The sequence below is a fragment of the Halobacillus shinanisalinarum genome (assembly GCF_022919835.1).
GTDB lineage: Bacteria > Bacillota > Bacilli > Bacillales > Halobacillaceae > Halobacillus_A > Halobacillus_A shinanisalinarum.
The window spans coordinates 3,221,260-3,234,884 of record NZ_CP095074.1; the positions used below are offsets into that span (position 1 = coordinate 3,221,260).

The 13,625-nt window shown below is 44.5% G+C and carries 13 protein-coding genes and 3 riboswitches; of the genes, 12 read left to right on the plus strand and 1 reads right to left on the minus strand.

The features are described from left to right. The first annotated feature begins 18 nt into the window (after positions 1-18). Positions 19-119, plus strand: a riboswitch (purine riboswitch). A 241-nt stretch (positions 120-360) separates the two neighbouring features. Next, complete coding sequence (guaA, locus tag MUO14_RS16040) at positions 361-1,899, plus strand: glutamine-hydrolyzing GMP synthase (RefSeq protein WP_244751613.1); 1,539 nt, start codon at positions 361-363, stop codon at positions 1,897-1,899. Between the two features lie 80 nt (positions 1,900-1,979). Continuing rightward, positions 1,980-2,081: riboswitch (purine riboswitch) on the plus strand. A gap of 209 nt (positions 2,082-2,290) precedes the next feature. Next, on the plus strand, positions 2,291-3,625 hold the full coding sequence (locus tag MUO14_RS16045) for an NCS2 family permease (protein ID WP_244751614.1): 1,335 nt from the start codon (positions 2,291-2,293) through the stop codon (positions 3,623-3,625). Between the two features lie 86 nt (positions 3,626-3,711). Here MUO14_RS16045 and MUO14_RS16050 read toward each other — a convergent pair whose 3' ends face one another. Further along, positions 3,712-4,137 carry an Hsp20/alpha crystallin family protein gene (locus MUO14_RS16050; protein WP_244751615.1) on the minus strand — a complete coding sequence of 142 codons (426 nt, stop codon included), beginning with the start codon at positions 4,135-4,137 and terminating at the stop codon, positions 3,712-3,714. A 186-nt stretch (positions 4,138-4,323) separates the two neighbouring features. Here MUO14_RS16050 and MUO14_RS16055 point away from each other — a divergent pair, with 186 nt between their 5' ends. The 10 genes from MUO14_RS16055 (at position 4,324) to purF (ending at position 13,609) form a co-directional block, all read left to right on the plus strand. Further along, positions 4,324-4,893: a DUF2179 domain-containing protein gene (locus MUO14_RS16055; RefSeq protein ID WP_244751616.1), complete on the plus strand. Its 570-nt coding sequence runs from the start codon at positions 4,324-4,326 to the stop codon at positions 4,891-4,893. Then, complete coding sequence (locus MUO14_RS16060; RefSeq protein ID WP_244751617.1) at positions 4,862-5,062, plus strand: NETI motif-containing protein; 201 nt, start codon at positions 4,862-4,864, stop codon at positions 5,060-5,062. Before MUO14_RS16055 ends, MUO14_RS16060 begins: the two co-directional genes overlap by 32 nt. Before the next feature lie 84 nt (positions 5,063-5,146). Beyond that, positions 5,147-5,247, plus strand: a riboswitch (purine riboswitch). 146 nt (positions 5,248-5,393) lie between these two features. Continuing rightward, positions 5,394-5,885, plus strand: coding sequence for a 5-(carboxyamino)imidazole ribonucleotide mutase (gene purE / locus MUO14_RS16065; protein ID WP_244751618.1), 492 nt, complete (start codon positions 5,394-5,396; stop codon positions 5,883-5,885). Then, complete coding sequence (gene purK, locus MUO14_RS16070) at positions 5,875-7,002, plus strand: 5-(carboxyamino)imidazole ribonucleotide synthase (RefSeq protein WP_244751619.1); 1,128 nt, start codon at positions 5,875-5,877, stop codon at positions 7,000-7,002. The genes purE and purK overlap by 11 nt, the downstream gene beginning before the upstream one ends. An 18-nt stretch (positions 7,003-7,020) precedes the next feature. Continuing rightward, on the plus strand, positions 7,021-8,313 hold the full coding sequence (purB, locus tag MUO14_RS16075) for an adenylosuccinate lyase (RefSeq protein ID WP_244751620.1): 1,293 nt from the start codon (positions 7,021-7,023) through the stop codon (positions 8,311-8,313). A gap of 56 nt (positions 8,314-8,369) precedes the next feature. Continuing rightward, the gene (gene purC / locus MUO14_RS16080; protein ID WP_304654191.1) at positions 8,370-9,092 is read left to right on the plus strand and encodes a phosphoribosylaminoimidazolesuccinocarboxamide synthase; all 723 of its coding nucleotides are present in this window, start codon (positions 8,370-8,372) and stop codon (positions 9,090-9,092) included. Next, entirely contained in the window at positions 9,080-9,325 is a 246-nt protein-coding gene (purS, locus tag MUO14_RS16085) for a phosphoribosylformylglycinamidine synthase subunit PurS (RefSeq protein WP_244751622.1), read from the plus strand. Before purC ends, purS begins: the two co-directional genes overlap by 13 nt. Then, positions 9,326-10,009: a phosphoribosylformylglycinamidine synthase subunit PurQ gene (gene purQ, locus MUO14_RS16090; RefSeq protein WP_244751623.1), complete on the plus strand. Its 684-nt coding sequence runs from the start codon at positions 9,326-9,328 to the stop codon at positions 10,007-10,009. It abuts the gene before it with no gap. After that, positions 9,993-12,221, plus strand: a complete 2,229-nt coding sequence (purL, locus tag MUO14_RS16095; RefSeq protein ID WP_244751624.1) for a phosphoribosylformylglycinamidine synthase subunit PurL — start codon at positions 9,993-9,995, stop codon at positions 12,219-12,221. The genes purQ and purL overlap by 17 nt, the downstream gene beginning before the upstream one ends. Beyond that, complete coding sequence (purF, locus tag MUO14_RS16100; protein ID WP_244751625.1) at positions 12,197-13,609, plus strand: amidophosphoribosyltransferase; 1,413 nt, start codon at positions 12,197-12,199, stop codon at positions 13,607-13,609. The genes purL and purF overlap by 25 nt, the downstream gene beginning before the upstream one ends. The last annotated feature ends 16 nt before the right edge of the window (positions 13,610-13,625 follow it).

Genomic DNA, 13,625 nt, shown 5'->3' on the forward strand with positions numbered 1-13,625 from the left:
CTGTTGATAGAATGAATGAAATCAATGGTATCAATCCTTCATATATCCTCGGTAATTTGGTCCGAGAGTCTCTACCGGAACGCCGTAACGTTCTGACTATGAAGGCAGGAATCGTGTAGTGTGTATTGTGCATGGACTTCTGCCTTCACCGTAAAAATCCGGGGGTAGAAGTCTATTTTTTATTGGCTTGAAACCTTCTTGCGGTTGTAAATAACCTTTTATTAGTATCCGCAGCTATTTCTTATAAAAGCGTCTGAAATTTAAGTTATCACGGCTGAATAACATTTAGCTGTTATTTTTGGAATGGCGGTAAGTATTTATTTTTCGGGGGTAAGTTCCCGTATTAAGGAGTTGAGTTTTATGGAACAAGTGAAAGGCATGATTCTCGTACTTGACTTTGGAAGTCAGTATAACCAACTGATTACTCGTCGAATTCGTGAATTTGGTGTGTATAGTGAGCTTCATTCTCACAAACTGACAGCTGAACAAATTAGAGAAATCAACCCTAGTGGAATTATATTGTCAGGTGGTCCAAATAGTGTGTATGGAGAGGATAGCTTTCGCTGTGATGAAGAGCTATTTGAATTAGGTATTCCTGTCCTTGGGATTTGTTACGGAATGCAGCTTATGACACATCATTTTGACGGGAAAGTAGAACGGGCGAAAGATCGTGAATATGGTAAGGCAGAAATCTCAATTAATGAAGATCCTTTATTGTTCCGCAAAACTCCGAAACAGCAAACCGTGTGGATGAGTCATAGCGACAAAGTGATCGCTGCTCCATCAGGATTCCAAGTAGATGCTACGAGTGCGTCTTGTCCGGTAGCTGCTATGAGTAATGATGATACGAAAATGTATGGAGTTCAGTTCCATCCGGAGGTTCGTCATTCAGAATACGGCAATGATCTTCTGCGCAGCTTTGTATTTGAAGCTTGCGAAGCGACAGATGATTGGACAATGGAACATGTGGTCGATATGGAAGTCGAAAAGATCCGTGCAGAGGTAGGAGACCGTAAAGTTTTGTGTGCCCTTAGTGGAGGCGTTGACTCTTCTGTTGTTGCAGCACTTATTCATAAGGCGATTGGGGATCAATTGACATGTATATTTGTTGATCATGGGCTGCTTCGCAAAAATGAGGCTGACGATGTCATGAGGACCTTAGGGGACGGCTTTCAAATGAATATCATAAAAGTCGATGCTAGAGACCGGTTTCTCGGAAAATTAGCTGGGGTATCAGACCCAGAACAGAAGCGGAAAATCATCGGCAATGAATTCATCTATGTATTTGATGATGAAGCGGACAAGCTAAAGGATATTGATTTTCTCGCTCAAGGGACCCTTTATACAGATATTATCGAGAGTGGTACTGAAACGGCCCAGACCATCAAATCCCACCATAATGTGGGCGGGTTGCCTGAGGATATGCAGTTCAAGTTAATCGAACCTTTGAACACGCTATTTAAAGATGAAGTGCGTGCCCTTGGAACAGAGCTTGGAGTTCCTGACCATATTGTGTGGAGACAACCGTTCCCTGGTCCAGGCCTTGCGATTCGAATCCTTGGCGATGTAACGGAAGATAAACTTGAAATCGTCCGCGAATCGGATGCAGTTTTGCGTGATGAAGTAAAAAATGCCGGGTTAGATAGAGATATTTGGCAATACTTTACCGTACTCCCGAACATCAAGTCGGTTGGGGTGATGGGGGATGAACGGACTTACGATCATACCATTGGCATTCGTGCTGTCACATCGATTGATGGGATGACATCAGATTGGGCGCGTATCCCGTGGGACGTATTAGAGAAGATTTCTACACGGATTGTCAACGAAGTCGATCATATTAATCGCGTCGTTTATGATGTGACAAGTAAGCCGCCGGCAACGATTGAATGGGAATAATCGAATATTACTCTTTTTAAAGTTCGGTAATATTCCGATTTTTGGTTGGCGGAAGACCTCAACCCCTGTATGATAAGAAAACAATAAGTGAATAGAGCTGTCGTATAATTTTGGGGATAAGGCCCATAAGTTTCTACCGGACTACCGTAAATGGTCTGACTACGTCAAGGATGCTGCCACACGTTTATTTTACGCGCTGGTCCATTCCCTAGTAGATTCGTAGAAACACTCTTGGCTTTATGGCCAGGAGTGTTTTTTGGTAGAAAAGCGAAAGTAGCCTCGATATATGCTCGGGATTTCAATTATATGCACGACTTTAGCCAAGATATGCGTATTGCATTCAAACAACTTAGAAAAACAAACATGAGTGGACAAGGGGAGGAACACAGCAATGAAGAAATATTTTAAATTTAAGGAAGCAGGAACAAACTACCGGACGGAATTTTTAGCTGGGATGACAACATTCCTGGCAATGGCCTACATCTTATTCGTCAACCCGTCAACATTAGCGCTTGTTGGTGTCGAGGAACTACCAGAAGGCGTGACGCGCATGGACCAGGGGGCTGTATTTACGGCGACAGCCATCGCTGGTGCTGTTGGAACATTGATAATGGGGGTGTTGGCTAAATATCCGATCGCCCTAGCCCCGGGAATTGGCTTGAGCGCTTTCTTTGCCTATACAGTGGTCCTGACTTACGGCATTCCTTGGGAAACAGCCTTAGCTGGTGTACTAGCATCTGGCCTTATTTTTATCGTATTAACAGTCACAGGCTTACGCGAAATGATTATCAATGCCATTCCAGCCAACTTAAAACTGGCAGTTGGTGCTGGAATAGGCTTGTTTATTGCTTTTATTGGTTTTCAAAATGCCGGCATCGTCGAAAACAGTGACGCGACATTAGTGACACTTGGCGATCTAACAGAGCCCACAACCCTGCTTGCTATTTTCGGAATTATTGTATCTATTATCTTCTTATCGCTTGATGTAAAGGGGGGGATTTTTTACGGAATGATCCTGACCGTAATTGCTGGAATGGTGACAGGCCTCATCACACCGCCTTCCTCCCTCGGCGAAGTTGTCGGCCCTGCGCCTAGTTTAGCCCCGACCTTTGGCGCAGCTTTCACACACTTTGGTGATATTTTCACTGTGCAAATGCTTGTCGTCATCTTAACGTTCCTATTTGTGGATTTCTTCGACACAGCCGGAACGCTTGTAGCTGTGGCGACCCAGGGAGGGTTAATGAAAGACAATAAACTCCCACGTGCGGGAAGAGCCTTATTCTCTGATTCAGCGGCTACAGTCGTAGGATCCGTTGTCGGAACATCGACGACGACCTCTTACATCGAATCAACTGCCGGCGTAGGGGCGGGTGGACGAACAGGCTTTGCATCTGTAGTTACAGCAGGTTTTTTCCTATTAGCTCTGTTCTTTTCACCCTTACTAACTGTTTTCACACAGGAAGTCACAGCACCTGCCTTGATCATCGTAGGCGTACTCATGGCATCCACTTTGAAAAATATCGATTGGGATGAGTTTGAAATCGCTGTTCCTGCCTTCTTCACAATTGCAGCTATGCCGCTTACGTACAGCATCGCGACGGGAATTGCGATTGGCTTTATCTTTTATCCTATTACTATGTTGTTAAAAGGGCGTAAAAAAGACGTTCATCCAATCATGTATCTGCTTTTCGTGATTTTTATCTTGTACTTTATGTTCCTAGCCTAAACGCTATTCTAAGCAGAGCAACAACTGTGATGAGGGCCGCCGGCTTTCATGATTGCACCAAATTGGGGTAATTGCATATTTCAAATTCACTCGTCCTCGAGGTGCCGAATTCGAATCGGCTTATGTTTTGTTGAGTCCGAAATGAAGCGGTGAAGCTGAATGATTAATAAGCCATGTTTATAGGTGGCATCAATTTTGTCACTTCTCACAGGGAAAGGGAGTTCAATGCTGCGCTCAAAGGTTCCCGTCGCAATTTCGGATTTGAGCTGATGACCGCCGCGATGATTAATTTCGATTTTTCCCGTTAATATCAGGGTGGCGTGTTCAACGACTACATCAACGTTTCTTGGGTGACTCATGCCGGGAACGTTAACCATACAAAGTAATTCATTGTCATATTGATAGAGATTGATTTGAGGAATGGAGGGTTTCATAAACCCTTCGAAATCTCCGAAGAAATCTTTTCCGAAGAACTGGTCGATGTTATTTTTCCAATCATTGAATTGGTTCATTCTTACATCATCTCACTTTCGACAAATGTTTTTAAAAAATCTTATTGTGCCACGAATAGCAGATGGTATATAGTTTATGCATGATTGATCTTTTGGGTGAAGTGGAAGGCGAAAACGCTATGTTCAGATGTAGGTTTCTGTAGGTGTTGCAGCTGGTCAGTTCCCCAGTACAGGAGGAATACATGCATGCTGGATAATACTTTGGTGATGGTCACCATCATTTTAGTCGTTAACATCGTTTACGTTTCGTTTTTCACGCTTCGGATGATTTTTACATTGAAGGGCCAGCGTTATTTCGCAGCATTTATCAGTATGTTTGAAATCGTTGTCTACATTGTAGGTTTAGGGCTGGTGCTTGATAATCTTGATCAAATAGAAAATGTCATTGCTTACGCTGTTGGTTATGGAATGGGTGTTGTCGTTGGTATGAAGATTGAAGAGAAGTTGGCGCTTGGTTATACGACGGTGAATGTTATTTCTTCTGACCCTGATATCGAATTTACGAAGATGCTTCGTGATAAGGGGTATGGGGTAACAAGCTGGTATGCTTATGGAATGGAAGGCGACAGGCTGGCGATGCAAATTTTGACTCCAAGAAAGTATGAGTTAAAGTTATATGAAACGATTAAAACCATTGACCCTAAAGCCTTCATTATTGCCTATGAACCAAAGCAGATTCATGGCGGGTTCTGGGTGAAGCAGGTGAAGAAGGGAAGGTTACGTAATGGCCAAGAAAAACAGCAAGAAGCGCTTTGAAGTGCGTGAAAATGAAACGATTGATCAGTGTTTAGAGCGAATGGAAAGTGAAGGATACACCCCGATACGCCGTGCAGAAGAACCTGTCTTTCGGGAGGTTGTTCAAAATGGTGAAAAAACTGTGGAACCTGTAGGGAAAGTGGTTGTTTTTCATGGAGTCAAGCAGTGAAAACCGAACATTTTTATCTATATCAATTTAAAATGTTCGTTATCTGCATTGACAGATACAATTGAATATTGCTATGATTGAGTCAGAAACTGCATAGAAGAACCTCATATAAGACGGGAATATGGCCCGTACGTTTCTACCCGGATACCGTAAATTTCCGGACTATGAGGGGAGATCAAGCATTCACCTTCTGAACATACGTATGCCTGTTTATCTCTCCTCATTAGAGGGAGATAAGCAGGCTTTTTTACTACGTAAAGAGGAAGATCCCCTAGTAGAGGCGTTCAAAAAAGTTCGACTAAGCAATCTTTTTATTGAAAAGAGGGATTACATGGTTAAAGTAGGAGTCATCATGGGGAGTATCTCTGACTGGTCGACAATGCAAGAAGCTTGTAAAATACTGGATGACCTGAGGTTGGATTATGAAACGGAGATCATTTCTGCGCATCGAACACCTGAGGATATGTTCACTTACGCGGAGGAAGCAAGAGGAAAGGGAATCAAGGTGATTATAGCGGGCGCGGGGGGCGCGGCGCACCTGCCGGGGATGGTAGCAGCTAAAACTACGCTGCCTGTCATCGGGGTCCCTGTTCAATCTAAGGCATTAGATGGGCTTGATTCTTTACTTTCGATTGTACAGATGCCTGGCGGTGTTCCTGTCGCCACCGTTGCCATTGGTTCAGCGGGAGCGAAAAACGCTGGGATTCTAGCAGCAGAAATGGTCGGAGCTTTTAATGATGAAATAGCCGTACGACTTACTGAATACCGTGGGCAAATGAAAGAAAAGGTGACTGATATGAGGAGGGAGTTACGTGAGCAATAACGTAGTACGACCAGGTGGAACGATCGGAATTCTTGGTGGTGGTCAACTGGGAAGAATGATGGCCGTAGCCGCCAAGCATATGGGGTATCGCATTGCTGTACTTGATCCGACAGAGGACTGCCCATGTGCACAGGTGGCTGATAATCACATCGTTGCAGACTATGATGATCCAAAAGCGGCTGAGAGATTAAGTGAACTTAGCGATGTGATTACGTATGAGTTTGAAAATGTGGATCTTGAAGTTGCTCGTCTTTTTGAACAAGCCGAAAAGCTTCCTCAAGGTGCTTATTCCTTAGAGGTGACACAAAACCGTGCTGAAGAAAAGCAGATTGCTGTCGAGGCAGGGCTGCCTGTGGCGAAATATGAAATTGTTCAAACGTTTGATCAATTTAAAAAAGCGATGGAAACGATCGGATTTCCGGCTGTGATTAAGACAGTCAGTGGCGGTTATGACGGCAAAGGCCAGCTTCCCGTCGGAAAAGAAGAGGATTTTGATGAGGTAGAAACGTTTATCAAAGATGGCGGAACCTATATCGTTGAACAGTGGATCACATTTGATCTGGAAATCTCACAAATTTTCACGAGAAGTCAGGACGGAGATATTGTCTATTTCCCTGTAGCGGAGAATCTTCATAAGAATCATATTTTACACGAGACGAGAGTCCCGGCGGCGGTTTCGGATAAGGTCACTAAAAAAGCGCAGGACGCTGTAAAAGCCTTGGCGGAAAAAGTCAACATTGTCGGCACGTTTGCTGTAGAAATGTTCGTCCAAGGTAAGGATGTATACATTAATGAAATGGCGCCAAGGCCCCATAACTCAGGACATTATACGATCGAAGCTTGCAGTGTTTCTCAATTTGAACAGCATGTACGAGCGATTTGCGGCTTGCCGCTGTTGCCGATTCATTCGTTTCCAGCTGCAGTGATGATTAATGTACTCGGTAAACACCAGGATATTTTGCATAGCAGACTGGAGAATTACTCAGGATTTCACCTCCATGACTATGGCAAAAGTGAGGCAAGAACGAACCGAAAGATGGGACATATCACGTTTATCGGAAATAGTTTAAAAGAAATTGATAAGCAAATAAAGTACAACCAAATTCATATGTGGTAAGTGACGAGGAGGAAGACGATGATAGAACGTTATACAAGACCTGAAATGGGTTCGATTTGGACCGAAGAAAATAGATACCAAGCTTGGCTTGAAGTGGAACTGCTAGCTTGTGAAGCTTGGAGTGAGCTTGGAGTGATTCCTAAAGAAGATGTGGCTAAATTACGTGAAAAGGCATCCTTCGATATTGAACGCATTCACGATATTGAGGCAGAGACACGTCATGATGTTGTTGCCTTCACGCGAGCTGTATCTGAAACAGTTGGGGAAGAGCGCAAGTGGGTGCATTACGGCTTAACGTCAACAGACGTGGTGGATACAGCACTTTCTTATCAACTCAAGCAAGCCAATGAAATTATTCGTAAGGACCTGGTTGCGTTTATCGATATTTTGGCCGATAAGGCTGTAGAACATAAACACACAGTAATGATGGGGCGCACCCATGGTGTACACGCTGAGCCAACGACTTTTGGGTTAAAACTAGCACTCTATCATGAAGAAATGAAACGGAATCTCGAACGCTTGGATTTAGCTATCAAACATATTGAGGTTGGCAAACTATCAGGAGCAGTTGGAACATACGCCAATATCGATCCGTTTGTGGAAGAGTATGTTTGCGACAAACTTGGTCTTGCAGCAGCTCCTGTATCGACACAGACATTGCAGCGTGATCGTCATGCGCATTATGTATCAACACTCGCGTTAATTGCCGCTTCTATTGAAAAAATCGCTGTCGAGATTCGCGGACTGCAAAAGACGGAAACACGTGAAGTTGAGGAATTTTTTGCAAAAGGTCAAAAAGGGTCTTCAGCGATGCCGCATAAGCGAAACCCGATTGGCTCTGAGAATATGACAGGGATGGCTCGCGTGCTGCGCGGTGAAATGCTGACTGCTTTTGAAAATGTTCCGTTATGGCATGAACGCGATATTTCCCACTCTTCAGCGGAGCGTGTGATTTTACCTGATGCTACAATTGCGATCAATTATATGCTCAATCGCTTCGGAAACATTGTGAAAAATTTAACCGTTTTTCCTGACCGAATGCAAGAGAATATGGAAAAAACGTACGGCTTAATTTTCTCCCAGCGTGTATTGCTAACGCTGATTGATGAAGGCATGGTTCGCGAAGAAGCGTACGATCTCGTGCAGCCAAAAGCGATGGAAGCATGGGAACGTGGGGTTCCATTCCGCGACTTAATTGAAGCAGATGACAAGGTTACATCCACTCTGTCCGAACAACAAATCAATGCATGCTTTGACTACAAGCACCACCTGAAAAATGTCGATCGCATCTTCGACCGTATCGGCTTGTAACGTACCATAATATGGATGACCAGGTCATCCATAAAATCCCAAGTGAGGTGTTCGTGATGAAGGGTTCTCTTTTGTATGAAGGCAAGGCGAAGCGAGTTTACCATGTTGAGGGTCAGCCTGAGCAGCTAATTTTATCTTATAAGAACGATGCAACCGCATTTAATGGTAAGAAGAAAGATCAATTTGAAGGCAAAGGACGCCTTAATAATTTGATTACCTCGAAAATCTTTGACTATTTGAAGCAACGCAACATCCCTTCCCATTTTATTGAAGAACTTAATGATACAGAGCAGCTGGTAGCTAAAACGACGATTATTCCTCTTGAAGTTGTCGTCCGTAACATTGCTGCCGGAAGCATTACACGTAGACTTGGCATCCAAGAAAAAGAGCGATTCAATCCGCCGCTTATAGAACTTTTTTATAAAAAAGACGAATTAGATGACCCGATCATTAATGATCAGCATGCCTATCATTTAACGGATGTAAACAAGGCAGAGCTTGATTCTATAAAAGATAAAGCACTGGAAGTAAATGCACTTCTAGCGAATCTATTTAAGCAAACGGGTCTTGACTTAGTTGATTTTAAATTAGAATTTGGCCGGCTTGCTGATGGAACGATCGTCTTAGCCGATGAGATTTCACCAGATACGTGCCGTCTGTGGGACGATAAAACGGGTGAGAAGATGGACAAAGATGTATTCCGCGAAAATCTTGGAGACTTAATTTCGGTTTATAAGATTATTTTACAACGACTGGAGGAGCACACATGCGCAAAGTAAAGATTTACATCACTCTTAAAGAAGGTGTCCTTGACCCCCAAGGAAAGGCTGTTCAGCATTCTCTTCATTCACTCGAATACACAAATGTCGGGGATGTAAGAATCGGAAAATACATGGAAGTCATGATCGAAGACCACGGCGATATTGAGCAGCAAGTTGAGAAAATGTGTGATCAGCTGCTCGCAAATCCTGTCATTGAGAATTACTCGTACACGATCGAGGAGGTTGTCTAAGTGAAGTTTGCTGTCGTTGTTTTTCCAGGATCGAATTGTGATCGGGACATGGCCTTTGCTATTACGGAAGCCTTAGGGGAAGAAGCAGACTTAGTTTGGTATCAGGAAGCAGACCTTTCAAGCTACGACGGGATTCTCTTACCAGGTGGGTTCTCTTATGGAGACTACTTGCGTTCTGGAGCGATCGCCTCAACTTCAGGTGTGATTGAACAAATTCGTCAAGCAGCTGAAAAGGGTAAACCTATACTTGGTGTATGTAATGGGTTTCAAGTGCTGCTCGAAATGGGCTTGCTTCCAGGTGCGATGCTGCCTAACCAAAACCTTAAATTCATGTGTCACCATGAAACACTTCGAGTTGAAAATAATCAAACACTCTTTACTGATTTTTATAAGGAAAAAGAAGAAATCCAGATACCAATAGCCCATGGTGATGGAAATTACTACTGTGATGAATCAACCTATCAAACGTTAAAGGCAAACAAGCAAATCGCTTTTACCTACCAAACGAACCCGAATGGCTCTATTGCAGATATTGCCGGAATTATAAACGAACAAGGAAATGTTCTGGGGATGATGCCACACCCTGAACGTGCCGTCGATGCTTTACTTGGAAGCAAGGACGGATTGCGTCTATTTCAATCGATCTTGACACACTGGAGGAATAACCATGCCATCAATGCTTGAGATTAGCCCAGAACAAATTGAACAGCAGCAATTATACCGTGAAATGGGATTAAGTGATCAGGAGTTTCGAGCGATTACAAGTATCTTAGGACGTCGTCCAAACTACACAGAAACAGGTCTATTCTCTGTCATGTGGTCAGAACATTGCAGCTACAAGAATTCTAAACCTTTACTGAAAAAGTTCCCAACAAAGGGACGGCATGTTCTCCAAGGACCAGGAGAAGGGGCAGGAATCATTGATATTGGCGACGACCAGGCTGTCGTGTTTAAAGTGGAAAGCCATAACCACCCTTCAGCCGTTGAGCCTTATCAAGGGGCAGCAACGGGTGTCGGCGGTATTCTGCGTGACGTCTTTTCGATGGGAGCACGACCGATTGCCTTATTAAACTCACTAAGGTTTGGTTCTTTGAAACAGCCACGCGTGAAATATTTGTTTGAGGAAGTCGTTCGTGGCATAGCTGGTTATGGAAATTGTGTCGGAGTTCCAACAGTGGGTGGAGAGGTACAATTTGATAATGCCTATAATGGTAATCCACTGGTTAATGCGATGTGTGTCGGCTTGATTGATCATAAGGATATTCAAAAGGGAATAGCGGCTGGTATCGGAAATACGGTTATGTACGTGGGAGCCAAAACAGGGCGTGACGGGATTCATGGTGCCACTTTTGCTTCTGAGGAGCTGTCTGAAGCCTCTGAGGAGAAACGTCCATCCGTTCAAGTCGGCGATCCTTTTATGGAAAAACTGTTAATCGAAGCTTGTTTAGAAGTGATTCATCATGACGCCCTCGTCGGTATTCAGGACATGGGGGCAGCCGGCCTTACGTCATCTGCAAGTGAGATGGCTAGTAAAGCAGGAACCGGAATGCTGATGAATATGGACTTAATTCCACAGCGCGAAGAGAACATGACAGCCTATGAAATGATGCTGTCTGAATCACAAGAACGAATGCTTTTGGTCGTAGAAAAAGGACGCGAGGATGAAATTGCTGACGTGTTCCGTAAGTATGATTTAGAGGCTGTATCTGTTGGTGAAGTGACCGACGATAAGCGCTTCCGCCTTGAACACTACGGGGAGACTGTTGCAGATGTACCTGTTGATTCGTTAGCAGAGGATGCTCCTGTCTATCATCAGCCCTCAGCAGTTCCAGCTTATTATAAAGAGTACCAGGAAATGGACAGCTACCTGCCGACAGTTACGAATTACGGCGAAACGCTAGCGGATCTCCTTCAGCAGCCGACGATAGCAAGTAAAGAATGGGTGTACGACCAATATGATTACATGGTTCAGACGAATACAGTAGTCAGCCCAGGTTCGGATGCAGCAGTTGTCCGCGTACGTGGAACAGATAAGGCGCTTGCTATGACAACCGATTGCAACTCTCGCTATATTTATCTTGATCCAGAGGTGGGCGGAAAAATTGCTGTCGCTGAAGCGGCACGTAATATCGTATGTTCCGGAGGACGACCGCTTGGATTGACGGATGGCCTCAATTTTGGCTCACCAGAAAACCCAGAGATCTTCTGGCAAATGGAAAAAAGCGTGGAGGGGATGAGTAGGGCTTGTACCGTACTTGGTACACCCGTGATCAGTGGTAACGTATCCCTTTATAATGAATCGTTTGGAGGGCAAGCGATCTACCCTACACCAGTCGTAGGGATGGTCGGGTTAATTGAACAAACGGAACACATTACTCGCTCTAGTATGAAGCAGCCAGGTGATTTAATCTATATTATTGGCGAAACGAAGCCGGAGTTTGGCGGCAGTGAACTTCAGGGCATGATGGAAGGCCGTCATTTTGGCAGAGCACCTGAGATCGATCTGCAAGTAGAGGTAGCCCGCCAAGAAAGCTTGCTACAAGCCATTCAGAAAGGAGTCGTTCAATCAGCTCATGACGTTTCTGAAGGCGGTCTTGCTGTTGCCCTTGCGGAAAGTCTATTTAATAAAGAGTTTGGCTGTGATGTTACAGTTACCGGTGACGAAACAACTGCTCTATTCTCCGAAACACAATCTCGCTTTCTAGTTTCAGTGACTAAAGAAAATCAACAGACATTCGAATCGCTTATGGACGATGCTAGTTTGTTAGGAAAAGTAACGGGAGATGGGGTGTACCGTCTCAAATCAAATGGTGAAGTCGTTGTTGAAGAGCAAACAGGGAAGTTGAAACAAATTTGGAAAGGAGCTATTCCATGCTTGGTGAAATCAAAGGCTTAAACGAAGAATGTGGCATTTTCGGCGTCTGGGGTCATCCGGAATCTACACAACTGACTTATTACGGTCTTCATGCCCTACAGCATCGCGGGCAGGAAGGTGCAGGCATCGTCACGTCAGATGGAGATCATATGAAGGTAGCTAAAGGACACGGCTTGATCAACGATGTATTTTCACAAGACAGCTTGAAAGAGCTTGAGGGACATGCATCAATCGGCCATGTTCGGTACGCAACAGCTGGAGATGGAAGCTATGAGAATATTCAACCACTGATGTTCCGTTCACAAACCAGCGGTCTTGCTCTCGCCCATAATGGCAACCTCGTGAACGCCCAGGCATTGAAAGGCCAGCTTGAAGCTCAAGGTTCCATTTTGCAAACGACATCAGATACCGAGGTCGTCGCTCATTTAATTAAGCGGGCAGGAAATGTTCCGATTGATGAAGCGATCTGTCAGGCACTATCGATGATTAAAGGGGCCTATGCTTTCTTAATCATGACGGAGGATCAGCTGTTTGTTGCGAATGACCCGCGTGGTCTGCGGCCGTTATCGATTGGCTATCTTGGTGATTCCTGGGTCGTTTCTTCTGAGACATGTGCGTTTGATATCGTTGGCGCAACGTATGAGCGTGAAGTGAAGCCAGGAGAATTAATTGTTATTGATAAGAATGGTTTGGAGTCAAAACGGTTTGCAGCGCCAATTCAGCGTACGCTTTGCTCGATGGAACATGTGTATTTTTCCCGACCTGACAGTAACCTTGACGGGAAAAATGTGCACGCGTCAAGAAAAAGGATGGGGAAGGCGCTTGCTGGTGAAGCACCGATTGAAGCAGACGTGGTGACAGGAGTGCCGGATTCAAGTATATCGGCAGCTATTGGTTATGCGGAAGCGGCTGGACTTCCTTATGAACTCGGCTTAATCAAAAATCGCTATGTAGGCCGGACATTCATCCAGCCATCACAAGAGCTTCGCGAGCAAGGCGTGAAGATGAAGCTATCGGCCGTCCGAGGTATCGTTGAAGGCAAGCGTGTCGTAATGGTCGATGATTCGATTGTACGCGGGACAACGTGCAGGCGGATTGTAAAGATGCTTAAAGAGGCAGGGGCTTTAGAGGTACACGTCCGTATTGCTTCACCGCCCATCGAGAATCCGTGTTACTACGGCATAGATACATCGACTAGCGGAGAATTGATTGCAGCTAACCATTCTGTTAAGGATATTGAAACGGAAATTGGGGCCGATAGTCTTGCCTATTTGTCGGTTGATGGGTTAAATGAAGCTATTTACCAAGGTGAAGAGTCGATGGAACACGGCGGCTGTACAGCTTGTTTCACTGGTAACTATCCAACTGAGATTTATCCAAACACGGTATTACCGTATGAAAAAGCATAAGGAGAGGAGGGGGACA